This is a genomic window from Streptomyces showdoensis (assembly GCF_039535475.1).
GTDB lineage: Bacteria > Actinomycetota > Actinomycetes > Streptomycetales > Streptomycetaceae > Streptomyces > Streptomyces showdoensis.
On sequence record NZ_BAAAXG010000012.1, the window covers coordinates 370,759 to 395,736 of the forward strand.

A 24,978-nucleotide genomic window follows, 5' to 3' on the forward strand; every position below is an offset into this window, starting at 1 on the left:
GTGACCCATGCGCCACGCCCCGCCGCGCCGCACCCTCCCGGCCCTCGCCGCCACGACGCTGCTGGCCGGTGGCCTGCTCCTCGGCCAGGCGGCGACGGCCCCGACGGCCCGCGCCGACGGCCGGACGGTCGTCTGCGACGTGCCCGGGATGCGCCAGGAGTCCCACGCGCTGCGCGCCAAGGCGGCCCGGCTGGACGAGCTCGGGGCCCGCACGGAGGCGAACGGGGCCCGCGCCGAGGCGGACGCCCTCGACCGCAGGATCCAGAGCTGCGTCGACGCGGAGGAGAACAACGCGAGGCCCTTCCCGCGCTGACCCGAGCGGCACCCGGCGCACTCCGCGCGGAACAGCCGGTCCGTCACTCCGTGCGGAACAGCCGGTCCGTCACTCCGCGCGGAACAGCCGGTCCGTCACCCCTCGTGGACCAGCTCCGCCGCCCGTTCCGCGCAGCCCCACGCGACCGTGACCCCGGCCCCGCCGTGCCCGTAGTTGTGCACGAGCAGCCCGCCGCCCGGCAGCGGCTCCGCCTCGATGCGTACCCCGCCCGCCCGGGCCGGCCGCAGGCCCACCCGGTGGCCCAGGACCCTCGCCCGCGCGATCTCGGGCCGGATCAGGGCGCACCGCGCCACGATGGCCGCGGCGGTCGCCGGGTCGGGCTCCGAGGACTCGTCGCCCTCCTGCGCGGTGCCGCCCAGGATGAGGCGGCCCGGCTGCGGGAAGAAGTACGTCGTCTCGCTGGACGCCCCGTCGGCGGCGGTGAACCAGCTGTCCACGCCCGGGTTCTCCACCAGCACCAACTGCCCCCGCACCGGCCGCAGCCGCGGGTCCGGGACCAGCTCCCGCGCCGCGAGCCCCGTGCAGTCCACCACCACCCGGGCCTCGGCGGCGGCCTCCGCGAAGCCGGGACCCGACACCGCGCGCCGCTCGAACGAGCCGCCCAGCCCCTCGAACCGGGCCCGGAGCCAATCGAGATGGACCGGCATGTCGATCAGAGGCAGCCGGGCGGCGAGCCCGACCGCGTACGGCCCCGGCACCTCCTCCGGCGGCAGCTGCCGCAGCCCGTCGACCTCCTTAGCCCAGTCGCCGAGACCGTCGAGGACCGTGTCGGCGTGCACGCCCGGAACCAGGCGCACCCCCGTCGCCGCCGGGTCGGCGGCCAGCTCCTCGTACCGGCGCAGCGAGGCCAGCGACCAGCCGCCGACCTCCGCCTCCGGTTCGATCCGGTACGGCCACCACAGCGCGCCCGCCACCGCCGAGGTGGTCTCCGCGACCGGGTCCCGGGACCAGACCCGGACCCGCAGCCCCCGCTCCGCGAGCCGGATCGCCGTCGTCAGACCGACGACCCCGCCGCCCACCACGACCACGCGGCCGTCCCCGGCGCCGCCCCTGCCCCTGCCGCTGTTCCTGTCCCTGTCCCTGTCCATGAACGGACCGTACCGACCCGGGGAGCCCGGCACGGGAGGAATTCCGGTGGACGCGGGCGCGCCACCGGGGGCGCCGGCTCCCCGGCCCCCCACGTGCCGGCAGGACCGCCGTGACCGGCCCCGCTCCACCCCGCGCCCGTCCTCACCTAGGATTCATCCCCTGATGACTGCCACCCTCGTCGCCAAGAACCTCGCCGCCGGCCACGGCGACCGCTCCCTCTTCTCCGGGCTCGACCTCGTCGTCGCCCCCGGGGACGTCATCGGCCTCGTCGGGGTCAACGGCGCCGGGAAGTCCACCCTGCTGCGGCTGCTCGCGGGCCTCGACATCCCCGAGGACGGTGAGCTGCGGCTCTCGCCGCCCACCGCGACCGTCGGACACCTCCCGCAGGAGCCGGAGCGGCGCGAAGGGGAGACCGTCCGGGAGTTCCTGGCCCGCCGCACCGGCGTCGCCGCCGCGCAGGCCGCGATGGACGAGGCCACCCAGGGGCTCGTCGACGGCACGCCCGGTGCCGACGACGCGTACGCCGTGAGCCTGGAGCGCTGGCTCGACCTCGGCGGCGCCGACCTCGACGAGCGGGCCGAGGAGGTCGCCGCCTCCCTCGGCCTCACCGTCGGGCTCGACCAGCCCATGACGGGGCTCTCCGGCGGCCAGGCGGCCCGCGCCGGCCTCGCCTCCCTCCTGCTCTCCCGCTACGACGTCTTCCTCCTCGACGAACCCACCAACGACCTCGACCTCGACGGCCTGGAGCGCCTCGAAGCCTTCGTCCAGGGGCTGCGCGCGGGCACCGTGGTCATCAGCCACGACCGCGAGTTCCTCACCCGCACCGTCACCAAGGTCCTCGAACTCGATCTCGCCCAGCAGCAGATCACCCTCTACGGCGGCGGATACGAGGCCTACCTGGAGGAGCGGGACACCGCGCGGCGGCACGCCCGCGAGGACTTCGAGGAGTACGCCGACAAGAAGGCCGCCCTGGAGGGGCGCGCCCTCATGCAGCGCAACTGGATGGACAAGGGCGTGCGCAACGCCCGCCGCAAGTCCTCCGACAACGACAAGATCGGGCGCAAGCTGCGCGGCGAGTCCAGCGAGAAGCAGGCCGCGAAGGCCCGCCAGACGCAGCGCATGATCGAGCGCCTGGACGTCGTCGAGGAGCCCCGCAAGGAGTGGGAGCTGCGCATGGAGATCGCGGCGGCCCCGCGCTCCGGCGCGGTCGTGGCCACCCTGCGCGAGGCGGAGGTGCGCCGCGGCGACTTCTCCTTCGGTCCCGTCTCCCTCCAGGTCGACTGGGCCGACAAGATCGCGATCACCGGCGCCAACGGGGCCGGCAAGTCGACCCTGCTCGCCGCGCTGCTCGGCCGGCTGCCGCTGGACGCGGGCGACGCGACGCTCGGCCCCGGTGTGGTGGTCGGCGAGGTCGACCAGGCCCGCAAGCTGTTCCACGGCACGGAGACGCTCCTGGACGCGTTCTGCGCGGCCGTCCCCGACACGGAGCCGGCGGAGGTCCGCACGCTGCTCGCCAAGTTCGGCCTCAAGGCGGACCACGTGCTGCGGCCCGCCACCACCCTGTCGCCCGGCGAGCGCACCCGCGCCGCCCTCGCCCTGCTCCAGGGCCGCGGGGTCAACCTGCTCGTCCTGGACGAGCCGACCAACCACCTGGACCTGCCCGCGATCGAGCAGCTGGAGTCCGCGCTGGAGGCGTACGAGGGCACGCTGCTCCTCGTCACCCACGACCGGCGGATGCTGGACGCGGTCCGCACGACCCGGCGCGTCGAGGTCGCCGACGGCAAGGTGACGGAGCTCTGATGACGGCCTCCTTCGGGTGGCCGGCCGCCGGGCAGGGGGTCTCCTTCGGCTGGGGGCCCGTCGAGGCCCGGGCCCTCGCCCCGGCCGCCGCCTGCGTGGTCGTCGTGGACGTGCTGTCGTTCACGACCGCCGTCGGCGTCGCCGTCGAGGGCGGCACGGCCGTCCACCCGTACCGGTGGCGGGACGCGAGCGCCCGGGCGTACGCCCGCGAGCGGGACGCCGTCCTGGCCGTCGGGCGGCGCGAGGCCGACGCCGCGCACCCCTGGTCGCTCTCCCCGGCCGCGCTGCGGGCCGCGCCCGCGCCCGACCGGCTCGTGCTGCCCTCGCCGAACGGCTCCACGATCGCGGTCGAGGCCGCGGCCGGCCGGGCCACCGTGGTCGCCGCCGCGCTGCGCAACCGCACCGCCGTCGCCCACTGGCTCGCCGCCCGCGGCCACGGCTCCGCCGAGCGCCCCCTCGCGGTGATCGCCGCCGGCGAACGATGGCCGGACGGCTCGCTGCGCCCCGCCCTGGAGGACCTGCTCGGCGCGGGCGCGGTCCTCGCCGCGCTGCGGGCCGCCGTGCCGGGGCTCACCCTGACGCCCGAGGCGACCGCGGCGGCCACGCTGTGGGACGCCACGGAGGACCCGGCCGCCGCCTTGCGGGGCTGCGACTCGGGCCGTGAACTGTACGAGTACGGCTATCCGCAGGACGTGGAGGTGGCCGCCGAGACCGACTCCTCGACCACGGTCCCCGTCCTCGTGGACGGCGCATTCCAGGAGGCACCATGACCGACGACCGCGTGACCCGGCTGATCGAGATGCTCGACGACCTCGAGGCCGACGTCGACGAGACCATCGACCTCGCCGACGCCATCGCGGCCTCCGGCGACCTCGGCCTGCTGCCGCGCCTGGAGTCCGAGCTGGACCGGGCGGTCGCGGACCGCAACGCCTACGGCCGCGAGCTCCTCGGCGGCGTCGTCGCGGCCCTCGGCGGCCCGGACCGGCTGCCGGTCCTGATCCGCGCCTCCGCCGTCGACCTGGGCGACGACCAGGACGGGCTGGCCGCCGAGATCGTCGACCTGGTCCAGGCCGACCCGAAGACCGCCCGGCGCCTCCTCCAGCCCCTGACGGAGGACGACGACCTGACGGTCGCCAACCGCGCGGACTGGGCGCTGCGCTTCGCGCCGTAACCCTCCCGGCGAGACACACCCGCCACGCCCGTCACGCCCGGCGGGACACAACCGGCACACCCGCCACGCCCGGCGGGACACCCGCCGCACTCGGCATACCGGCGACGCGCCGGCCACGCGCCGACGGGGCCCGGCCGCACCGGCCGGGCCCCGTCGGCGTTCACGTCACCGTCCGCGGCGCTTCCCGCCGCCACCGCCCTCGCCGAGCAGCCCCGCCTTGCGCAGGGCGTCCGCCATCGCGCTGTTCGAGGGGGCCGGGGCCGCCGGGCCGCCCTGGGGCTGGCCGCGCCGCTGCTGCGGCGGACGGCCGCCGCGCTCGCCACGGTCGCGGCGCTCGCCGCCGCCCCCGCGCTCGCCGCGGTCCCGCTTCGGGCCGGAGGCGGAGGGCTCCGCCGTCGCCTCGTCGTCCAGGCGGAGGGTCAGGGAGATGCGCTTGCGCGGGATGTCGACGTCCAGGACCTTCACCCGCACCACGTCGCCCGGCTTCACCACGTCCCGCGGGTCCTTGACGAAGGTCTTGGACATGGCGGAGACGTGCACGAGGCCGTCCTGGTGCACGCCGACGTCCACGAACGCGCCGAAGGCGGCCACATTGGTGACGACACCCTCCAGGACCATGCCCGCCACCAGGTCGCCGATCTTCTCGACGCCCTCCTTGAACGTGGCCGTGCGGAACGCGGGACGCGGGTCGCGGCCCGGCTTCTCCAGCTCCCGCAGGATGTCGTTGACCGTCGGCAGACCGAAGGTCTCGTCCACGAACTCGTCGGCCCGCAGCGAGCGCAGCACGCCCGTGTTGCCGATCAGCGCGCCGACCTCGCCGCCCGCCGTCTTCACCATCCGCCGCACCACCGGGTAGGCCTCGGGGTGCACCGCCGACGCGTCCAGCGGGTCGTCGCCGCCGCGGATCCGCAGGAAGCCCGCGCACTGCTCGTACGCCTTCGGTCCGAGCCGCGACACGTCCTTCAGCGCGCGCCGGGAGCGGAACGGGCCGTTGGCGTCGCGGTGGGACACGATGTTCTCGGCGAGTCCCGCGCTGATGCCGGAGACCCGCGAGAGCAGCGGCGCGGAGGCCGTGTTGACGTCGACGCCGACGCCGTTCACACAGTCCTCGACCACCGCGTCCAGGGAGCGCGAGAGCTTCACCTCGGACAGGTCGTGCTGGTACTGGCCGACGCCGATCGACTTCGGGTCGATCTTCACGAGCTCGGCCAGCGGGTCCTGGAGCCGCCGCGCGATCGACACCGCGCCGCGCAGGGACACGTCCAGGCCCGGGAGTTCCTGCGAGGCGAACGCGGACGCCGAGTACACCGAAGCGCCGGCCTCCGACACCATCACCTTGGTGAGCGACAACTCCGGGTGCTTCGCGATGAGTTCGGCGGCAAGCTTGTCCGTCTCGCGGGACGCGGTGCCGTTGCCGATGGCGACCAGCTCGACCGCGTGCTCCTTGGCGAGCCGGGCCAGCTTCGCGAGCGACTCGTCCCACCTGTTCGCCGGGACGTGCGGGTAGACCGTGTCGGTGGCGACGACCTTGCCGGTCCCGTCGACCACGGCCACCTTCACACCGGTGCGGAAACCGGGGTCGAGGCCCAGCGTCGCCCGGGTCCCGGCCGGCGCGGCCAGCAGCAGGTCGCGCAGGTTCGCCGCGAAGACCCGGACCGCCTCGTCCTCGGCGGCCGTGCGCAGCCGCAGCCGCAGGTCGATGCCGAGGTGCACCAGGATGCGGGTCCGCCAGGCCCAGCGGACCGTGTCCAGCAGCCACTTGTCGCCGGGGCGGCCGCGGTCGGCCACGCCGAAGCGGTGCGCGACGATCGGCTCGTACGAGGAGGAGGCCGGGCCGGCGGTGACCTCGGCGGGCTCCTCCGGTTCGAGCTCCAGGCTGAGCACGTCCTCCTTCTCGCCGCGCAGCATCGCGAGGATCCGGTGCGAGGGCAGCGCCGTGAACGGCTCGGCGAAGTCGAAGTAGTCGGCGAACTTCGCGCCCGCCTCCTCGTTCCCCTCCCGCACCTTGGCCATCAGTCGGCCCCGGCCCCACATCCGCTCGCGCAGCTCGCCGATCAGGTCGGCGTCCTCCGAGAACCGCTCGGTGAGGATCGCCCGCGCGCCCTCCAGGGCCGCGGCCGGGTCGGCCACGCCCTTGTCCGCGTCCACGAACGCGGCGGCCGCCGCGAGCGGTTCCACGGACGGGTCGGCGAGCAGCCCCTCGGCGAGCGGCGCGAGACCGGCCTCGCGGGCGATCTGCGCCTTGGTCCGCCGCTTCGGCTTGAACGGCAGGTAGATGTCCTCCAGCCGCGCCTTGGTGTCGGCGGCGAGGATCAGCGCCTCCAGCTCGGGGGTCAGCTTGCCCTGCTCCCGTACGGAGTCGAGGACGGAGCTCCGCCGGTCCTCCAGCTCGCGGAGGTACCGCAGCCGCTCCTCCAGCGTGCGCAGCTGCGCGTCGTCGAGGAGCTCGGTCGCCTCCTTGCGGTAGCGCGCGATGAACGGCACGGTCGAACCGCCGTCCAGCAGTTCGACGGCCGCCCTCACCTGTCGCTCGCGTACGCCGAGCTCCTCGGCGATCCTTGCTTCGATGGACGTCGTCACGATGTCCGACCCGCCTTCTCGTGCCACTGGGTTGCGCAAACATTCTGCCCGGTCGCTCACCCGTACGCGGCAACCGACCCGCCCCGACCCGCCCCGGCCCGCCCCGACCCGCCCCGGCCCGCGCCCCGGCGGTGCCGGGGCCGGCCGGTCGGGCGGTCAGGCCCTGACGGTTCAGACCTGTCCGGTCGGCCCCTGACGGTCAGACCTTGCCGGTCAGGTCGGCCGGGAACGCGCCCGCGCCCGCCGCCGCGACCAGGAAGCCCTTCGCCAGCTCGGTGAGCCGGGCCACCCCGTCCGCGCCGAGCCGCTCGTACGGGGCCGCGTCCAGGCGGTCCGTCTCGTCCTCCAGCGCCTCGCGCAGGGCCGTGCCCGCGTCCGTCAGCTCCAGTTCGTCCCCGTCGTCCAGCAGCCCGCGCCCGCGCAGCCGCTCCACGGCCGCGTCCCAGTCCGCGCGCCGCCAGCCGCGGGTGGAGAGGAGCCAGCGGGGGCTCATGCCCCGGCCGGTGGCGGTGTGGCTGACCAGCGCCTCCACCGGGTCGAGCCCGGCGGCCAGCAGGGCCGCCAGGTGTCCGTCGCCGCGGTGCTCGCGCAGCAGCGTCGTCGCGTGCCAGAGGCGCAGGTGCGGGGCGTCGGGGACGGGCAGATCGGCATTGCCGGAGTAGAGCGGGCGGGCGTGCCGCGCACAGCCCTCGGCGGCGCGCAGCGCGAGTTCGGCGGCCTCCGCCATCTCGGGCGAGGCGAGGACCTCGGTGCCCAGCAGCCGGTTCAGGGTGGTGTCGATCGCGCGCAGCCGGGCGTCGAGCACGGCGGCGGGGGAGGCGGTCTCCCAGACGGCCGGCAGGTGCCGGGCCAGCAGCTCGTGGTGGTAGTTGTAGAAGGTCGCGGCGACGGTCCCGGCTCCCACGGCCCCGAGCGGGGCGCTGCGCGCGGCCAGCCGCATCGCGTTCGGGTCCTCGATGCCGAGCCCCTTGAACTCGGCGTCCAGGTCGGGCGAGAAGAAGAGCGTCGCGTGCAGCAGGTTCATCGAGTGGGCGCAACGTCGGCCCGCGCGGGGCGGCAGGTTCGTCATGCCGCGCACCTTACCTACCGGTCGGTACGGAGGGAACGCCGGGAACGGTCACACCGCGCATGGCAGGAAAGGTGGGCTTTCCGTCATTGCGGCCGCGCCCGACCGGGGCGAAGGATGGGGGCATGCCCCGACGCCCCGTCCTCGTCGTCCTCTTCGACGGCGTACAGAGCCTCGACGTCACCGGCCCGGTCGAGGTCTTCTCCGGTGCCGGCCGCGCCGCGGGCGACCCGGACGCCTACCCGGTCCGCACCGCCTCCCTCGACGGCCGCCCGGTCCGAACGGACAGCGGGCTGCGCCTGCTCCCCGACTCCACGCTCGCCGAGGCGGTCGCCGACGGGCCGCCGCACACCCTGCTCGTCCCGGGTGGCGCGGGCACCCGCCGGGGGGACCCGGCCCTCGTCGACTGGCTGCGCGCCCACGGCGCGCGGACCGAGCGGCTGGTCTCCGTGTGCACCGGGGCGCTGCTGCTGGCCGAGGCGGGGCTGCTCGACGGACACCGGGTCACCACCCACTGGGTCGCCTGCGAGCAGCTCGCCCGCGACCACCCCGCCGTCGAGGTGGACCCCGACCCGATCTTCGTCCGGGACGGCCGGATCGCCACCTCGGCCGGAGTGACCGCGGGCATCGACCTGGCGCTCGCCCTCGTCGAGGAGGACCTGGGCCGCCACATCGCCCTGACCGTCTCCCGCTACCTGGTGGTCTTCCTGCGCAGGCCCGGCAACCAGGCCCAGTTCAGCGCCCAGCTGTCCGCCCAGACCGCGCGCCGGGAACCGCTGCGCGAGCTCCAGCACTGGATCACCGAGCACCCCTGCGACGACCTGTCGGTCGAGGCGCTCGCCGCCCGCGCCCGCCTCTCGCCCCGGCACTTCGCCCGCGCCTTCCAGGCCGAGACCGGCACCACCCCGGGGCGCTACGTGGACCGGGTCCGCCTCGAACACGCCCGCCGGCTCCTGGAGGACACCGGCCGGGGGGTCGAGGAGGTCTCCCGGGCGGCCGGTTACGGCACGCCCGAGGCCATGCGCCGCGCCTTCCTCAAGACCCTCGGCACCGCCCCGGCGGAGTACCGCCGCCGCTTCCACGCCCCGGTCGGCCGGACCTGACCCCGCGTCCGACCCCGAACCCGTACGCCGGTACGGACCACGGACCCGTACGGACCACGGACCCGTGACGTCCACGGACCCGCACAGACCACGGACCCGCCCACCGCACCGCTTACCGAAAGGGAACGGCATGCAGATCGCCGTCGTGCTCTACGACCGCTTCACCACCCTCGACGCCATCGGCCCGTACGAGCTGCTGGGCCGGCTGCCCGGGGCCGAGACCGTCTTCGTGGCCAAGGAGGCCGGGCCGGTCAGGAACGACCAGGGCAACCTCGCGCTCATCGCCGACAAGACCCTCGCCGAGGTGCCGCGCCCCGACATCGTCCTGGTCCCCGGCGGCCCCGGCGACAACGAGGTCAAGCGGGATCCCGAGCTCCTCGCCTGGCTGCGCGCCGCCGACGCGACCAGCACCTGGACGACCTCGGTGTGCACCGGCTCGCTGATCCTCGCCTCGGCGGGGCTGCTGAAGGGGCGCCGGGCCACCAGCCACTGGCTCGCCCTCGAGGAACTGGCGGGGCTCGGCGCCGAGTCCACCGGCGAGCGGGTGGTGTTCGACGGCAAGTACGTCACGGCCGCCGGCGTCTCCTCCGGCATCGACATGGCGCTGCACCTGATCGGCCGGATCGCCGGCGACGAGACCGCGCAGTCGATCCAGCTGCTCACCGAGTACGACCCGCAGCCGCCCTACGACGCGGGCTCCCCGGAGAAGGCCCCGGCCTCGATCGTCGCCCACTGGCGCGGCCGGGCCTAGGCCCAGTCCTGCGGATCAGGCCGTATCAGAGCCCGTACGTGAAGCGGGCCGCGCGGCGCTCCAGGAAGGCGGCGACCCCCTCGGCGGTGTCGCCGCTGCCGCGCGCCTGCTCCGTCCAGTGCGCGTCCCGGTCGGTCCGCCCGTCCGCGAACTCCTTGGCCGCGGCCTGGGTGAGCAGCGAGCGGGAGACGAGGGTGCGGGTGAACTCGGCCACCCGCTTGTCGAGTTCGCCCACCGGGTGGACCTCGTCGACCAGACCGGTCCGCAGCGCCCGGTCGGTGTCGACCAACTCGCCGGAGAACAGCAGGTGCTTGGCCGCGGAGGGCCCCACCAGGGCGGCGAGCCGCCGGGTGGAGGAGGAGGGGTAGACGATGCCGAGCTTCGCCGGGGTCACCCCGAAGCGGGCGCCCTCCTCGGCGAAGCGCAGGTCGCAGGCGGCGGCGAGCTGGCTGCCGCCGCCCACGCAGTAGCCGCGGACGGCCGCCAGGGTCGGCTTGGCGAAGGCGGCGAGCGCCTCCTCGGCCCGTACCGCGAGGGCCTGCTGCTCGTCGCCCGGTTCGCGCAGCGTGGAGATGTCGGCCCCGGCGCAGAAGGTCCCGCCCTCGCCCGTCAGGACCAGGGCGCGCACGGCGGGGTCGGCGGCGAGCGGGGCGAGCAGCTCCGGCAGCGCCCGCCACATCCCGGCGGTCATGGCGTTGCGCTTGGCCGGGTTCGCGATGACGACGGTGGCGACCTCGTCGGCGACGGTGACGGTCAGCTGGGGCTCCATGCGCCGGATGCTATCCGGGCGGCAGTATCGTCACACCGGCGCACCCTCCGAAGGTGTCAGCCGGGGGTCAAGAGCAGTCGCACAACTGACGTTGGCATACTCACCCGATCAGAACCCGGTCGATAAGTGTCGACTTCTGGTCAGTAGCCCGGTGGGCCCCGGTGGATTATCAAGACTCGACCCGTGGCGACAATCGAGCACGAGGGCGGGAACCGGATGATGGAGAGCCGCGGGAGCGTCCCCGCCCGGCCCCCGTCCTACGAAGGGGTCTGGCGCTTCACCGCTCCCGCGGTCGACGTTTCCGTCCCGCAGGCCCGGCACGCGGTGCGCGACCTGCTGGCCCGGCAGGCCGTACCCGTCCACGAGGACACCCTCCAGGGGCTGCTCCTCATCGTTTCCGAACTGGTCACCAACGCGGTCAAGCACGCCGCGCTGCTCTCCCCGGAGATAGCGGTGGAGGTGGCGATCGGGGCGGAGTGGATCCGGGTGTCCGTCGAGGACAACCATCCCTACCGTCCCAAGGCGCTGGAGGCCGACTGGGGCCAGACCGGCGGCCGCGGACTGCTGCTGGTGCGCGAGATCGCCCTGGAGTCGGGCGGTGCCTGCGACGTCGAGCACACCGCGAGCGGCGGCAAGATCATCTGGGCCGCGCTGCCGCTGAACCCGTTCGTGCCCGGTCAGGTGCCGACGGGACCGGTGGTGCACGGCCTGACGGCGCCGGGCGCGGTGCCCGGCGCCGTCCAGGGGATCCCCGGGATCACCAGCCCCCGGCCGGACCCGTCAGCTCCCTGATCGCCGGACGCGCCGCGTCGAGCACCGTCATGAACCAGGCGGAGAACGGCGCGGACGCGTGGCGCTCGGCCAGCTCGGCCGCGGTCACGAAGGCGGTCTCGCCGACCTCCTCCGGATCCGGCCGCGGCCCGGACTGCACCAGGCCGACGAAGAGGTGGTTGAACTCCTGCTCCACCAGGCCCGAGGCCGGGTCCGGGTGGTTGTAGCGGACCGTGCCCGCCTCCGCCATCAGCGAGGGCGAGACGCCCAGCTCCTCGAAGGTGCGCCGGGCGGCCGCCGCGAACGGCGCCTCGCCCGGGTACGGGTGGCCGCAGCAGGTGTTGGACCAGACGCCGGGGGAGTGGTACTTGCCCAGCGCCCGGCGCTGCAGCAGCAGCCGGCCCGCCTCGTCGAAGAGGAAGACGGAGAAGGCGCGGTGCAGCTGCCCCGGCGCCTGGTGGGCGGCCAGCTTCTCCGCCGTGCCGATCGTGACGCCGTCCTCGTCGACCAGTTCGAGCATGATCGACGCGTCGGCCGCGGTCGGCTGCACGCCGTTCGACGCGCTGTGGTCCACGGTGGCTGGTGTGATCGGCATACCCATCCTTCGCTTCGGTCCTCGCCCTCGCGGGGGCGACCTCAGTCTGCCGTACAAAAGCGGCTTGTCCGTACTTCGGCGGCCTGACATGGCCGCTCCCACCGCGCCGGGAGTGCCCCGGTGCGGCGGGAGCGGCCGGCGCGTCAGACCCCGAAAGCCGCCGGATAGGAGATCGTGCCCCTGGTCACGGCTCCGGAACCGTCGAGATCCAGAGCCATCATCGCCTCGTCCGGAACCTCGAAGGTCGGCCGGATTCCATACTCGGACGCACGTGCGAACCCGAACCGCGGGTAGTACTCCGGATGGCCCAGCACCAGCACGAGCCGCTCGCCGCGCAGCCGCGCCGCGTCGAGCACCGCGCGCACGACGGCCTGCCCGGCGCCCGTGCGCTGGTACGCGGGAGCCACCGCGACCGGCGCCAGGGCGGCCGCCGGGGCGCCGTCCACGTGGCAGCGGGTGATCAGGGCGTACGCGGCGACCGTGCCGTCCGGCGCCTCCGCGACATAGCTGAGCCCGGGCAGCCAGGCCGCCCGGTCCCCGCGCAGTGCGTCGACGAGACCGGCCTCGTCCGGCGTGGCGAAGGCCGCCGCGTTGATCTCCCGTACGAGGGGGACGTCGGCCGCGGTCTCCTCGCGGGTCCGCCACCTCGGGTCCGCGGGCCGCAGCGCGAAGCCGGCGTAGCCGTACTCCGCGCCGTGCTCGCGGCGCAGTGCGATCTCGGCGCGGGCCCCGGACACGGCCTCGGCCATGCCGGGCACCGAGAGGTCCGCCGCGTCCGCGTGCGCGGCGAGCGGAGCGTAGTACTCGTCCCAGTCCTCCTCCGGCTGGAGGACGGTGCCCAGGACGTGGAAGCCGGCCTCGACGGCGGCGGCGGCGTTCCCGGCGACGGTGCGGAGCCGGTAGTGCTCCTCCCAGAAGCCGCGGGCGGTCTCGCCCGGCTCCTCGGTGGTCCAGACGCACTCGGTGAGCACCAGGGTGCCGCCGGGGGCCAGGAGCCGGCGCCACTCGGCGAGCGCCCGGTCGAAGCCGATCACCCAGGCCGAGCTCTCGGCCCAGACGAGGTCGAAGGAGCCGTCGGGCAGCTCCTCCAGCGCGCCCATGTCGGCGCGCAGGGTGTGGATCCGCTCGTCGAGACCGCGGGCGGCGGCCGTGCGGCGCAGCTCGGCCAGGAACGGCTCGTGCAGGTCGACGGCGGTCACCTCGGCGCCCGCCTCCGCGGCGAGCAGCAGCGCGGAGCGGCCCGGGCCGCAGCCCAGGTCGAGCACGCGCGGGCGCTCGGGAAGCGGGCCGGCCAGCGACAGCAGGCGGCGGGTGGTGGTGTCGGAGCCCGGGCCCTGCCGCGGCAGACCGTGGTGCAGGGCGAAGAAGGCGTCGTGGAGCGCGGTGGTGGTGATGTCGTTGTCGGACAACGTGGGAAACCCTTGTGTGAGAGAAGGGTCCCGGCCGACGGTGAAGTCAGGTCAGCCGGAGACCCGGAGGCTGAGGGACGACCGGGCGCTGCCGCTGCGGGCAGCCTCCATCGCGACGGTCATCAACCTCAGCTCCTTCCACACTCGCGTTCGGACATCGCCCAGGCTAACAGTCACAGGCACAGCTTGGCCTCGTGCTCGGCGTGGCCGGCCGGCTCCAGCTGGAAGGTGCAGTGCTCGACGTCGAAGTGCGAGCCCAGGCAGCCCTGGAGGTCGTGCAGCATCTTCTCGTGGCCGATGGCGTCCAGCGTGTCCTGGCTCACGACCACGTGCGCCGACAGCACCGGCATGCCCGAGGTGATCGTCCAGGCGTGCAGGTCGTGCACGTCCTCGACGCCCGGCAGGGCCAGGACGTGCGCGCGCACCTCGGCCATGTCCACGCCCTTGGGGGCCGCCTCCAGGAGCACGTCCAGGGTTTCCCGCAGCAGCTTCACCGTGCGCGGCACGATCATCAGGCCGATCACGATCGAGGCGATCGGGTCCGCGTACGACCAGCCGGTGGCCAGGATGATGCCCGCCGCGACCAGTACCGTCACCGAGCCCAGGGCGTCGGCCAGCACCTCCAGGTAGGCGCCGCGGACGTTGAGGCTCTCCTTCTGGCCGCGCATCAGCAGCGACAGCGAGACGATGTTGGCGACCAGGCCGATCAGGGCGAAGACGATGGTCAGTCCGCCCTTGGTCTCGGCCGGCTCCATGAAGCGCTGGATCGCCTCGTACAGCACGTAGCCGCCGACGCCGAGCAGGAGGAGACAGTTCGCGAGCGCGGCGAGGATCTCGGCCCGGGCGTAGCCGTAGGTGCGGTTGACCGACGGCGGCCGGTTGGCGAAGTGGATCGCGAGCAGCGCCATCCCGAGGCCGAGGGCGTCGGTGGCCATGTGGGCCGCGTCGGCGATCAGCGCGAGCGAGTCGGACAGCACGCCACCGATGATCTCGACGACCATCACGGAGAGCGTGATGCCGAGTGCGATGCGCAGCCGGCTCTTGTAGGCCGCGGCCGCGGTGCCCGTGGGCGGCGGTCCGCCGTGGCTGTGTCCGTGGTCGTGTCCAGCCCCCATGACAAGGCCTCCCGGTCGTGTCGTCCATCAGCGTCGGTCAGGTGCTCCGATTCGCAAGTGAACTACGGGTGGGGGGTATGTGCAACACGGTACTGAACACCGTTGTCATATGCTCTGACCTGCGCTTATGCAGATCGGCCAGGAGGTGTCGCGAAACATGCGCCGCCCCCCGTCCGGACGCGGTTTGTGGGCCGGGCGGGCGATCGCCCATGATGATCTCCACAGGACGCGGCGCACGCGCGGGGACGCGGGTGGGCCCGGGGGAGTCCGTACCGCGAAACCTCGGTGAACTCGCGCTTCCGTTCATCCGATAGCCTCAGCCGACGTGCCGCGCCCGGGTGCCGGGCCGCACCGCCGCGCCCGGGGCCGTGCCGTGGGCCCCGCCGGCCCGTCCGTCAGCTCCAAGGAGTGAGTTCGTCCTGTCGACCGCCATCCTCACCGGTCCGCCGGTACCCGGATCGTCGCTCGACGCCGATCTGCGGGCCCTCGGCTTCCACGTCGAGGTCGCCTCCGGTCCGCACGAGACGAGCGGCCTGCTGGCCGCCGTACCGGCCGGACAGCGCGTCGCCGTCGTGGACCCCCGCTTCGTCGGGCACCTGCACGCCCTGCGGCTCGCCCTCACCGACCCCCGCTTCCCGGCCGCCGCCGCCCCCGGCGCCCTCACCGCGCAGCCCGAGGCCCGCCCGGCCCTGGCCCGCGCGCTGGCGGCAGACCCGGACGGCACCCCGGCCGGGGCCGCGCCGGACGCCCCGTACGGCGTCGTGGACAACCTCCCCGACACCCTCGCCGCCGCGCTCGACGCCGACGGCGTCGCCGTGCACCGGCCGGCGCTCGGCACCCTCGTCGCCGCCGTCCCCGAGGACGCCGAGGCCCGCCACCAGGCGCGGGCCGGCGTCGCGGCCGTCGACGAGGAGGCGGTCCGGCTGCGCTCCGCCGTGAAGGCCCACGACGGCTTCTTCACCACCTTCTTCATCAGCCCGTACTCGCGCTACATCGCCCGCTGGTGCGCGCGCCGCGGCCTGACCCCCAACCAGGTCACCACCGCCTCGCTGCTCACCGCGCTGATCGCGGCCGGCTGCGCCGCCACCGGCGAGCGCGGCGGCTACGTCGCGGCCGGCGTGCTGCTCCTCGTCTCCTTCGTGCTCGACTGCACCGACGGGCAGCTCGCCCGCTACGCGCTCAAGTACTCGACGATGGGCGCCTGGCTCGACGCCACCTTCGACCGCGCCAAGGAGTACGCCTTCTACGCCGGCCTCGCCCTCGGCGCGGCCGGGAACGGCGACGACGTCTGGGCCCTCGCGCTCGGCGCGATGGTCCTCATGACCTGCCGGCACGTCGTGGACTTCTCCTTCAACGAGGCGAACGCCGAGAGCACGGGCGCCGCGGCCAAGACCAGCCTGGCCCTCTCCAGCAGGCTGGACGGCGTCGGCTGGACCGTCTGGGCCCGGCGCATGATCATCCTGCCGATCGGCGAGCGCTGGGCGATGATCGCCGTCCTCACCGCCGTCACCACCCCCCGGATCGTCTTCTGGGCCCTGATCGTCGGCTGCGCCTTCGGCGCCTGCTACACCACCGCCGGCCGCGTGCTGCGCTCGCTGACCCGCAAGACCCCCCGCACCGACCGCGCCGCCCGGGCCCTGGCCGACCTCGCGGACTCCGGCCCGCTCGCCGAGCTCCAGGCCCGGCTGCTCCGCGGCCGGGCCGGCGCGGTCGCCCCGGTCGTCGTGGCCGCCCTCGGCGCCGTCCTGATGCTCGCGGGCGCGCTCGTCCTGCCGTTCGGCGACGCCCGGCTGATCGCCGTCGCGGTGGTCTACGCGATGGCGGCGGGCCTCACCGTCTCCCGCCCCCTCAAGGGCGCCCTCGACTGGCTGGTCCCGCCCCTCTTCCGGGCGGCCGAGTACGGCACCGTCCTCGTCCTCGCCGCCAAGGCCGACTCCGCCCAGGCCCTCCCCGCCGCATTCGGGCTGGTCGCGGCGGTCGCCTACCATCACTACGACACGGTGTACCGCATCCGCGGCGGCACCGGCGCGCCGCCCGCGTGGCTGGTGCGCACCGTCGGCGGCCACGAGGGACGCACGCTCGTGGTGGCCGTACTCGCCGCCCTGCTGGCGAACCGCGGCAACGACTTCACCTCGGCGCTCACCGCTCTCGCGGTCGCCGTCGGCCTCGTGGTCCTCGTGGAGTCCATCCGCTTCTGGGTCTCCTCCGGAGCACCCGCCGTACACGACGAAGGAGAGACAGCATGATTGGCCTCGTACTGGCAGCCGGTGCCGGACGGCGTCTGCGCCCCTACACCGACACGCTTCCGAAGGCCCTCGTGCCCGTGGACCGCGAGGGCGACGGTTCCCTGACCGTCCTCGACCTCACGCTGAAGAACTTCGCCGAGGTCGGCCTCACCGAGGTCGCGATCGTCGTCGGCTACCGCAAGGAGGCCGTGTACGCGCGCAAGGAGGCCCTGGAGGCGAAGTACGGCGTCTCGATCACGCTGATCGACAACGACAAGGCCGAGGAGTGGAACAACGCCTACTCCCTGTGGTGCGCCCGTGAGGTCCTGAAGAAGGGCGTCATCCTCGCCAACGGCGACACCGTGCACCCGGTCTCCGTCGAGAAGACCCTGCTCGCCGCCCGCGGCCAGGGCCAGAAGATCATCCTCGCCCTCGACACGGTGAAGAACCTCGCCGACGAGGAGATGAAGGTCGTCACCGCCGAGGGCAAGGGCGTCCAGAAGATCACCAAGCTGATGGACCCGGCCGACGCGACCGGCGAGTACATCGGTGTCACCCTCATCGAGGCCGAGGCCGCCGAGGAGCTGGCCGACGCCCTGCAGACCACCTTCGAGCGCGACCCCGACCTCTACTACGAGGACGGCTACCAGGAGCTCGTCAACCGCGGCTTCACCGTCGACGTGGCGCCGATCGGCGACGTGAAGTGGGTGGAGATCGACAACCACGACGACCTGGCGAAGGGCCGTGACATCGCGTGCCAGTACTGACCCGGCTCATCCCGTCGCCGGTCGTCGTCGACATCCGCGGTGGAGCGCTGGACGACCTGTCCGCGCTCCTCGCGGACCAGCGGATCTCCAGCAACGGCCGGATCGCCGTCGCCATCAGCGGCGGCTCCGGCCTGAAGCTCCGTGACCGCTTCGCCCCCGAGCTCCCGGACGCCGACTGGTACCCGGTCGCCGGCGGCACCATCGACGAGGCCGTCAAGCTCGCCGACGCCATGCGCGGCAAGCGGTACGACGCGGTCGTGGCCCTCGGTGGCGGCAAGATCATCGACGTGACGAAGTACGCGGCGGCCCGGGTGGGCCTGCCGCTCGTCGCGATCGCCACCAACCTGTCGCACGACGGGATCTGCTCGCCGATCTCCACCCTGGACAACGACAACGGCCGGGGCTCCTACGGCGTGCCGACCCCGATCGCGCTGGTCATCGACCTCGACGTGATCCGGGACGCCCCGGCGCGCTTCGTGCGCTCCGGCATCGGCGACGCGATCTCCAACCTCTCCGCCATCGCCGACTGGGAGCTCTCCCACCGCGAGACCGGCGAGAAGGTCGACGGCCTGGCCGCCGCCATGGCCCGCAGCGCCGGCGAGGCCGTGCTCCGGCACCCCGGCGGCGTCGGCGACGACGACTTCCTGGTCACCCTCTCCGAGGGCCTGGTGATGTCCGGCATCGCCATGTCGATCAGCGGTGACAGCCGCCCCTCCTCGGGCGCCTGCCACGAGATCAGCCACGCCTTCGACCTGCTCTACCCGGCCCGGGCGGCCAGCCACGGCGAGCAGTGCGGCCTCGGCGCCGCCTTCGCCATGCACCTGCGCGGCGCCGCCGAGGAGTCCGCGCAGATGGTCGCCACGCTGCGGCGGCACGGCCTGCCCGTGCTCCCGGAGGAGATGGGCTTCAGCGTGGACGAGTTCGTCCGCGCGGTGGAGTTCGCCCCGCAGACCCGGCCCGGCCGGTTCACCATCCTCGAGCACCTCGACCTGTCCACAGACCAGATCAGGGACGCGTACGCCGACTATGCAAAAGCCATCGGTAGCTGAGCTCCGCCCGGTCGTCCACCCCCCGGGTGTGAAGGACCGGCGGAGCGGCGAACACTGGGGCGGCCGCCTCTACATGCGGGAGATCTCGCTGCGGATCACCCGCCAGCTGGCGAACACCCGCGTCACGCCGAACCAGCTGACGTACCTGATGACCCTGGCCGGTGTGCTCGCCGCCCCCGCCCTGCTGATCCCCGGGATCCCCGGGGCGCTGCTCGGCGTGCTCATGGTCCAGCTCTACCTGCTCCTCGACTGCGTCGACGGCGAGCTGGCCCGCTGGAAGAAGCAGTACTCGCTGGCCGGCGTCTACCTGGACCGGGTCGGCGCCTACCTGTGCGACGCGGCCGTCCTGGTCGGCTTCGGCCTGCGCGCCGCCGACCTGTGGGGCAGCGGCCGGATCGACTGGCTGTGGGCCTTCCTCGGCACGCTCGCCGCGCTCGGCGCCATCCTGATCAAGGCCGAGACCGACCTGGTCGGCCTCGCCCGGCACCAGGGCGGACTGCCGCCGGTCAAGGAGTCGGCGTCCGAGCCGCGCTCCTCCGGCATGGCGCTGGCCCGCCGGGCGGCCGGAGCGCTCAAGTTCCACCGGCTGATCCTCGGGATCGAGGCCTCCCTGCTGATCCTGGTGCTCGCGGTCGCCGACCAGGTCCGGGGCGACCTGTTCTTCTCGCGGCTCGGCGTCGCCGTGCTCGCCGGCATCGCGCTCCTGCAGACCGTGCTGCACCTGGTGTCGATCCTGGCCTCCAGCAGGCTGAAGTGAGGGCCGCGACCGTGACCGAGCCGATGAAGCTGGGCGCCGTCGTCATCACGATGGGCAACCGGCCCGACGACCTGCGGGCCCTGCTCGACTCGGTCGCCGGGCAGGACGGCCCGCCGGTCGAGGTCGTGGTCGTCGGCCAGGGCGTCGAGATCACCGACGTACCCGAGGGCGTCCGCACGGTCTGCCTGCCGGAGAACGTCGGCATCCCGGCCGGCCGCAACGTCGGCATCGAGGCCTTCGGCCCCGGCGGCACCGACGTCGACGCGCTGCTCTTCCTCGACGACGACGGCCTGCTCGCCAACGCCGACACCGCGGAACTGGTCCGCCAGGCCTTCACGGCCGATCCGAAGCTGGGCATCATCAGCTTCCGGATCGCCGACCCGGAGACCGGGCTCACCCAGCGCCGGCACGTGCCGCGGCTGCGCGCCTCGGACCCGATGCGCTCCTCGCGGGTGACCACCTTCCTCGGTGGCGCCAACGCCGTGCGCACCAAGGTCTTCGCCGAGGTGGGCGGTCTTCCGGACGCGTTCTTCTACGCGCACGAGGAGACCGATCTGGCCTGGCGGGCGCTCGACGCCGACTGGATGATCGACTACCGTTCCGACATGGTGCTGCTGCACCCCACCACCCCGCCGTCCCGGCACGCGACGTACCACTTCAACGTGGCCCGCAACCGCGTGTGGCTGGCACGTCGCAATCTGCCCGCACCCCTGGTGCCGGCCTATCTCGGCGTCTGGCTGCTCCTCACCCTGGCACGGCGACCCTCCGTATCCGCGCTCAAGGCCTGGTTCGGCGGTTTCCGGGAGGGCTGGACCGCCCCCTGCGGGCCCCGGAACCCCATGAGGTGGCGTACGGTGTGGCGGCTGACCCGACTGGGTCGCCCGCCCGTGGTCTGACATCGTGGTACCCGACTTGCCGCGCATCTTGAACACGAAAGTTTTCGACTTGTGAGTGACACATCCCAGGACGGTGGGGTCGTGACGAGCACCCGGCCGTCCGCAGACGACGGCCTGAGCGCGGCCGAGCTGGCCGCCAAGCACGGCCTCTCGGTCAGCGGCGCCCGGCCGGGGCTCGCGGAGTACGTCCGCCAGCTGTGGGGCCGCCGGCACTTCATCCTGGCCTTCTCCCAGGCGAAGCTCACCGCGCAGTACAGCCAGGCGAAGCTGGGCCAGGTGTGGCAGGTGGTCACCCCCCTGCTCAACGCGATGGTCTACTTCCTGATCTTCGGCCTGATCCTCGAAGCGGACCGGGGCATGTCACGGTCCGTGTACATCCCGTTCCTGGTGACGGGCGTGTTCGTGTTCACCTTCACCCAGAGCTCCGTGATGGCCGGCGTCCGCGCGATCTCCGGCAACCTCGGCCTGGTGCGGGCGCTGCACTTCCCCCGGGCCTCGCTGCCGATCTCCTTCTGTCTCCAGCAGCTCCAGCAGCTGCTGTTCTCGATGGTCGTGCTGGTCGTCATCGCGGTCGCCTTCGGCAGCTACCCGTCGGCGTCCTGGCTGCTGCTCGTCCCGGCCCTGGTGCTCCAGTTCGTCTTCAACGCCGGCCTCGCCATGATCGTGGCGCGGATGGGCGCCAAGACCCCGGACCTGGCGCAGCTGATGCCGTTCATCATGCGCACCTGGATGTACGCCTCCGGCGTCATGTTCTCCATCCCGGTGATGCTGGAGGACAAGCCGGCCTGGCTGTCCGACCTGCTCCAGTACAACCCGGCCGCCCTCCACATGGACCTGGTCCGGTTCGCGCTCATCGACGGCTACGGTGGGTCCAACCTTCCGCCGCACGTCTGGTTCGTGACCCTCGCCTGGTCCGTCGTGATCGGCGTGGGGGGCTTCGTCTACTTCTGGAAGGCCGAGGAGAGGTACGGCCGTGGCTGACCACGACACCGAGGGCCGGGTGCCCACCGTCATCGCGGACGACGTCCACATCGTCTACCGCGTCAACGGCGCGGGCGGCGGCAAGGGCAGCGCCACCGCCGCCCTGAGCCGCATCATCAAGCGGAAGAAGGGCGACGCCGAGCGCGGCGTGCGCAAGGTGCACGCGGTGCGCGGCGTCTCCTTCACCGCGTACCGGGGCGAGGCCATCGGACTGATCGGCACCAACGGCTCCGGCAAGTCGACCCTGCTGCGCGCCATCGCGGGCCTGCTGCCCACCGAGAGCGGCAAGGTCTACACCGACGGCCAGCCCTCGCTGCTCGGCGTCAACGCGGCGCTGATGAGCGACCTGACCGGCGAGCGCAACGTGATCCTCGGCGGCCTCGCCATGGGCATGAGCCGCGAAGAGGTCAAGAGCCGTTATCAGGACATCGTCGACTTCTCCGGGATCAACGAGAAGGGCGACTTCATCTCGCTCCCGATGCGGACCTACTCGTCCGGCATGGGTGCCCGGCTCCGCTTCGCCATCGCCGCCGCCAAGCAGCACGACGTCCTCATGATCGACGAGGCCCTGGCGACCGGCGACCGCAAGTTCCAGATCCGCTCCGAGCAGCGGATCCGCGAGCTGCGCAAGGAGGCCGGCACCGTCTTCCTGGTCAGCCACAGCAACAAGTCGATCAGGGACACCTGCGACCGCGTGCTCTGGCTGGAGAAGGGCGAGCTGCTCATGGACGGCCCGACCGACGAGGTCATCGCCGCCTACGAGCGCGAGACCGGCAAGTAGCACCCCCGGGTTCCCGGGACGCGACGCGGCCGCCCCACCGGTATGACCGGTGCGGGCGGCTGACGCTTTTTGCGCGTGGCGGGACCGCCCGGAATGTTCATGCGGTCAACATCGGGCAGGATGAGCACATGCCAGCGATCTCGGGAGGCAAGACCTACCACCACGGCGACCTGCGCAACGCCCTCATCTGCGCGGCCGTCGACCTCGCCACCGAAGGAGGCCCCGAGCGGGTCGTGCTGCGCGAGGCGGCCCGGCGGGTCGGCGTCTCGCCCACCGCGGCCTACCGGCACTTCGACGGCCGCGGCGAGCTCCTCGCGGCGGTCCGGGACCACGCCCGCCGCGCCCTCGCCGACTCCATGGAACGGGCCGCCGTCCGGGCCCCCGGGGCCGACGACCCGGCGCTCGCCGCCGAGTCCCGGCTCGCCGCCCTCTGCCGCGGCTACGTGGCCTTCGCCGTCGACCAGCCCGGCCTCTACCGGTCGGCCTTCAGCACCCCCCGTACGGCCTCCGCGGCCGGCTCGGGCGACAGCGGTCCCGAGGCCGAGGGCGGCTGCGTCGAGGTGCGCGCCTTCACCCTGCTCGCCGACGCCCTCGACGCCCTCGCGGCGACCGCCCGGCCGCCGCGGGTGCCCCGCCCGGCCGCCGAGGCCGCCGCGTGGTCGGCCGTGCACGGACTGTCACTCCTGCTGCTCGACGGCCCCCTGCGCCGGCTGCCGGCCCAGCGCCGTGCCGACGTCGTCGAGTCCACCCTCGCCATGGTGGTCTCCGGGACCCGCGCGCCATGAGGGTCAAGGGAACGTCAACTACCGCCGCGTACGGGAAGGTTGGGAGCACCTCCCGCGTTGTCGCGGAGCGCCCGGCCCCCGGGCGCGGCCCGGAGTCCCGTACGACGTAAGCTGGACCGGTCTGTTTCGCGGCAAGTGGGGTGATACCCCTCGGCGCCCCGACCGCCGGGCGGTGAGCCACGGGCAGAGGTCGGCGGCGTGTCCGAAATAGGATGGATTGGATCCGCAGTGTAGAACGGGAGATGTGACGGCCATGACGCAGAATCTCCAGCTCCACGAGGGTGTCGCCGTCCTCGCGTCGGGCAGCGGCCGGTGACGGGAACCCGGCAGGTGCACCCCGACACCTCCTCGCGCACGACGCTCGGCAAGGCCGCGGACGAGAACTTCCCCGTGGCCCCCTTCTTCCTGCCACGCGCCTGGCGCGACGACCTGATGGCCGTCTACGGCTTCGCCCGGCTCGTCGACGACATCGGCGACGGCGACCTCGCCCCCGGCGGCGCCGACGCCCGCCTGCTCGGCGTCGCACCCGAGCGGGCCGACGACCGGCTCGCGATGCTCGACGCCTTCGAGACCGACCTGCTGCGCGTCTTCGCCCCCGCCGACGGCGAGCCGCGCCACCCGCTGCTGCGGGCCCTGCGTCCCACCGTCGAGCGGTGCCGGCTCACCCCCGGGCCGTTCCTCGGCCTCGTCGCCGCCAACCGGCAGGACCAGCTGGTCCGTCGCTACGAGAGCTACGACGAGCTCCTCGCCTACTGCGAGCTCTCCGCCAACCCCGTCGGCCGGCTCGTGCTCGCCATCACCGGCACCGCCACCCCCGAACGACTGCGCCGCTCCGACGAGATCTGCACCGCGCTGCAGATCGTCGAGCACCTCCAGGACGTCGCCGAGGACCTGGCGCGCGACCGGATCTACCTGCCCGCCGAGGACATGAAGCGTTTCCACGTCACCGAGGACGACCTGGCCCGGCCCACCGCCGGCGCCTCGGTCCGCGCCCTGATCGCCTTCGAGGCCGACCGGGCCCGCGCCCTGCTCGACGCGGGCGCCCCGCTGGTCGGCAGCGTCCGCGGCCGGCTGCGGCTGCTGCTCGCCGGGTTCACCGCCGGGGGGTACGCGGCGCTGGACGCCGTCGCCGGCGCCGGCTACGACGTCCTGCCCGGGCCGCCGAAGGCCGCCAAACCGAGTCTGATGCGCCGGGCGGGTGCCGTCCTGCTCACGGCACGGAGAGAGGGGTGATCCGGACCGTGGAGGAACAGCCGCAGCCGTCCGCACCGGTACAGGCCGCGTACAGCTACTGCGAGGCCGTGACCGGGCAGCAGGCCCGCAACTTCGCGTACGGGATCCGACTCCTGCCGATCGACAAGCGGCAGGCCATGTCGGCGCTCTACGCCTTCTCGCGCCGCGTCGACGACATCGGCGACGGGCCGCTCGCGCCCGAGGAGAAGGACCGGCGCCTGGAGGCGACCCGGGCGCTGCTCGGCCGCGTCCGCGCCGGCGAGGTCGAGGAGGACGACACCGACCCGGTCGCCGTCGCCCTCGCCGACGCTGCCCGCCGCTTCCCGATCCCGCTCGGCGGGCTCGACGAACTCATCGACGGCGTCCTCATGGACGTGCGCGGCGAGACCTACGAGACCTGGGACGACCTCAAGGTCTACTGCCGCTGCGTCGCCGGGGCCATCGGCCGGCTCTCGCTCGGCGTCTTCGGCACCCAGCCCGGCGCCCACGGCGCCGACCGGGCCGGCGAGTACGCCGACACCCTGGGGCTCGCCCTCCAGCTGACCAACATCCTCCGGGACGTACGGGAGGACGCCGGCAACGGGCGCACCTACCTGCCCGCCGACGACCTGGCCAAGTTCGGCTGCTCCGACGGCTTCGGCAGCGACACCCCGCCCGCCGGCAGCGACTTCGACGGGCTCGTCCACTACGAAGTGCGGCGCGCCCGGGCGCTGTTCGCCGAGGGGTACCGGCTGCTGCCCATGCTGGACCGGCGCAGCGGCGCCTGTGTCGCCGCCATGGCCGGGATCTACCGACGGCTGCTCGACCGCATCGAGCGCGACCCCTCCGCGGTGCTGCGCGGCCGGGTCTCGCTCCCCGGGCGCGAGAAGGCCTACGTCGCGGTGCGGGGCCTGTCGGGGCTCGACGCCCGGCACATCTCGCGGCGGACCACCGTCAGGAGGCCGGCGTGAG

The 24,978-nt window shown here is 73.8% G+C and carries 23 protein-coding genes and 1 pseudogene; 17 read left to right on the forward strand and 7 right to left on the reverse strand.

Annotation, left to right across the window (positions count from 1 at the left end; translation table 11 throughout):
- Positions 1–7: 7 nt before the first annotated feature.
- Positions 8–313, forward strand: a complete 306-nt coding sequence (locus ABD981_RS08430) for a hypothetical protein (protein WP_046910471.1) — start codon at positions 8–10, stop codon at positions 311–313.
- Between the two features lie 95 nt (positions 314–408).
- On the opposite strand, the gene ABD981_RS08435 is transcribed toward ABD981_RS08430, so the two are convergent.
- Positions 409–1,422: an FAD-dependent oxidoreductase gene (locus ABD981_RS08435; protein WP_046910482.1), complete on the reverse strand. Its 1,014-nt coding sequence runs from the start codon at positions 1,420–1,422 to the stop codon at positions 409–411.
- Between the two features lie 163 nt (positions 1,423–1,585).
- Here ABD981_RS08435 and ABD981_RS08440 point away from each other — a divergent pair, with 163 nt between their 5' ends.
- From ABD981_RS08440 to ABD981_RS08450, 3 genes are read left to right on the forward strand one after another with little or no spacing between them, the layout of a single operon-like run.
- Positions 1,586–3,223: an ABC-F family ATP-binding cassette domain-containing protein gene (locus tag ABD981_RS08440; protein WP_046910472.1), complete on the forward strand. Its 1,638-nt coding sequence runs from the start codon at positions 1,586–1,588 to the stop codon at positions 3,221–3,223.
- The gene (locus ABD981_RS08445) at positions 3,223–3,993 is read left to right on the forward strand and encodes a 2-phosphosulfolactate phosphatase (protein ID WP_046910473.1); all 771 of its coding nucleotides are present in this window, start codon (positions 3,223–3,225) and stop codon (positions 3,991–3,993) included. Before ABD981_RS08440 ends, ABD981_RS08445 begins: the two co-directional genes overlap by 1 nt.
- Entirely contained in the window at positions 3,990–4,394 is a 405-nt protein-coding gene (locus ABD981_RS08450) for a hypothetical protein (RefSeq protein WP_046910474.1), read from the forward strand. The genes ABD981_RS08445 and ABD981_RS08450 overlap by 4 nt, the downstream gene beginning before the upstream one ends.
- A 165-nt stretch (positions 4,395–4,559) precedes the next feature.
- On the opposite strand, the gene ABD981_RS08455 is transcribed toward ABD981_RS08450, so the two are convergent.
- Both ABD981_RS08455 and ABD981_RS08460 read right to left on the reverse strand, forming a co-directional pair.
- Positions 4,560–6,974 (reverse strand): Tex family protein, encoded by a 2,415-nt coding sequence (locus tag ABD981_RS08455; protein WP_345528580.1) that lies wholly within the window; start codon positions 6,972–6,974, stop codon positions 4,560–4,562.
- Between the two features lie 199 nt (positions 6,975–7,173).
- Positions 7,174–8,043, reverse strand: coding sequence for an SCO6745 family protein (locus ABD981_RS08460; RefSeq protein ID WP_046910916.1), 870 nt, complete (start codon positions 8,041–8,043; stop codon positions 7,174–7,176).
- Between the two features lie 122 nt (positions 8,044–8,165).
- Here ABD981_RS08460 and ABD981_RS08465 point away from each other — a divergent pair, with 122 nt between their 5' ends.
- Entirely contained in the window at positions 8,166–9,143 is a 978-nt protein-coding gene (locus ABD981_RS08465) for a GlxA family transcriptional regulator (protein WP_046910917.1), read from the forward strand.
- Between the two features lie 130 nt (positions 9,144–9,273).
- Positions 9,274–9,894, forward strand: a complete 621-nt coding sequence (locus ABD981_RS08470) for a DJ-1/PfpI family protein (protein WP_046910918.1) — start codon at positions 9,274–9,276, stop codon at positions 9,892–9,894.
- Between the two features lie 25 nt (positions 9,895–9,919).
- Here the strand turns inward: ABD981_RS08470 and ABD981_RS08475 are convergent, their stop codons facing one another.
- Positions 9,920–10,663 (reverse strand): enoyl-CoA hydratase/isomerase family protein, encoded by a 744-nt coding sequence (locus tag ABD981_RS08475; protein WP_046910919.1) that lies wholly within the window; start codon positions 10,661–10,663, stop codon positions 9,920–9,922.
- 219 nt (positions 10,664–10,882) lie between these two features.
- Between ABD981_RS08475 and ABD981_RS08480 the strand changes: the two are divergent.
- Positions 10,883–11,326, forward strand: a pseudogene (locus ABD981_RS08480) (ATP-binding protein); the annotation flags it as partial.
- A 94-nt stretch (positions 11,327–11,420) separates the two neighbouring features.
- Here the strand turns inward: ABD981_RS08480 and idi are convergent.
- The 3 genes from idi to ABD981_RS08495 form a co-directional block, all read right to left on the reverse strand.
- Complete coding sequence (gene idi, locus ABD981_RS08485; RefSeq protein ID WP_046910920.1) at positions 11,421–12,029, reverse strand: isopentenyl-diphosphate Delta-isomerase; 609 nt, start codon at positions 12,027–12,029, stop codon at positions 11,421–11,423.
- Between the two features lie 143 nt (positions 12,030–12,172).
- Positions 12,173–13,438, reverse strand: coding sequence for a bifunctional class I SAM-dependent methyltransferase/N-acetyltransferase (locus tag ABD981_RS08490; protein WP_046910921.1), 1,266 nt, complete (start codon positions 13,436–13,438; stop codon positions 12,173–12,175).
- Between the two features lie 173 nt (positions 13,439–13,611).
- Positions 13,612–14,553 (reverse strand): cation diffusion facilitator family transporter, encoded by a 942-nt coding sequence (locus ABD981_RS08495; protein ID WP_046910922.1) that lies wholly within the window; start codon positions 14,551–14,553, stop codon positions 13,612–13,614.
- Positions 14,554–14,972: 419 nt separating this feature from the next.
- Here ABD981_RS08495 and ABD981_RS08500 point away from each other — a divergent pair, with 419 nt between their 5' ends.
- From ABD981_RS08500 to hpnD, 10 genes are all read left to right on the forward strand, one after another.
- Positions 14,973–16,799 carry a DUF5941 domain-containing protein gene (locus ABD981_RS08500; RefSeq protein WP_046910948.1) on the forward strand — a complete coding sequence of 609 codons (1,827 nt, stop codon included), beginning with the start codon at positions 14,973–14,975 and terminating at the stop codon, positions 16,797–16,799.
- The gene (locus ABD981_RS08505) at positions 16,796–17,545 is read left to right on the forward strand and encodes a phosphocholine cytidylyltransferase family protein (RefSeq protein WP_046910923.1); all 750 of its coding nucleotides are present in this window, start codon (positions 16,796–16,798) and stop codon (positions 17,543–17,545) included. The genes ABD981_RS08500 and ABD981_RS08505 overlap by 4 nt, the downstream gene beginning before the upstream one ends.
- A complete protein-coding gene (locus ABD981_RS08510; RefSeq protein WP_046910924.1) occupies positions 17,533–18,594 on the forward strand; it encodes an iron-containing alcohol dehydrogenase family protein in 1,062 nt (353 codons plus the stop codon). The genes ABD981_RS08505 and ABD981_RS08510 overlap by 13 nt, the downstream gene beginning before the upstream one ends.
- Entirely contained in the window at positions 18,572–19,351 is a 780-nt protein-coding gene (locus tag ABD981_RS08515) for a CDP-alcohol phosphatidyltransferase family protein (protein WP_123955040.1), read from the forward strand. Before ABD981_RS08510 ends, ABD981_RS08515 begins: the two co-directional genes overlap by 23 nt.
- Positions 19,352–19,374: 23 nt before the next feature.
- Entirely contained in the window at positions 19,375–20,247 is an 873-nt protein-coding gene (locus ABD981_RS08520; protein WP_046910949.1) for a glycosyltransferase family 2 protein, read from the forward strand.
- 51 nt (positions 20,248–20,298) lie between these two features.
- Positions 20,299–21,228 carry an ABC transporter permease gene (locus ABD981_RS08525; protein ID WP_046910926.1) on the forward strand — a complete coding sequence of 310 codons (930 nt, stop codon included), beginning with the start codon at positions 20,299–20,301 and terminating at the stop codon, positions 21,226–21,228.
- Positions 21,221–22,009 (forward strand): ABC transporter ATP-binding protein, encoded by a 789-nt coding sequence (locus tag ABD981_RS08530; protein ID WP_046910927.1) that lies wholly within the window; start codon positions 21,221–21,223, stop codon positions 22,007–22,009. The genes ABD981_RS08525 and ABD981_RS08530 overlap by 8 nt, the downstream gene beginning before the upstream one ends.
- Before the next feature lie 128 nt (positions 22,010–22,137).
- Positions 22,138–22,794: a TetR/AcrR family transcriptional regulator gene (locus ABD981_RS08535; protein WP_046910928.1), complete on the forward strand. Its 657-nt coding sequence runs from the start codon at positions 22,138–22,140 to the stop codon at positions 22,792–22,794.
- Between the two features lie 312 nt (positions 22,795–23,106).
- The gene (gene hpnC / locus ABD981_RS08540) at positions 23,107–24,027 is read left to right on the forward strand and encodes a squalene synthase HpnC (RefSeq protein ID WP_046910929.1); all 921 of its coding nucleotides are present in this window, start codon (positions 23,107–23,109) and stop codon (positions 24,025–24,027) included.
- The gene (hpnD, locus tag ABD981_RS08545) at positions 24,024–24,977 is read left to right on the forward strand and encodes a presqualene diphosphate synthase HpnD (RefSeq protein ID WP_046910930.1); all 954 of its coding nucleotides are present in this window, start codon (positions 24,024–24,026) and stop codon (positions 24,975–24,977) included. The genes hpnC and hpnD overlap by 4 nt, the downstream gene beginning before the upstream one ends.
- Position 24,978: the final 1 nt, after the last annotated feature.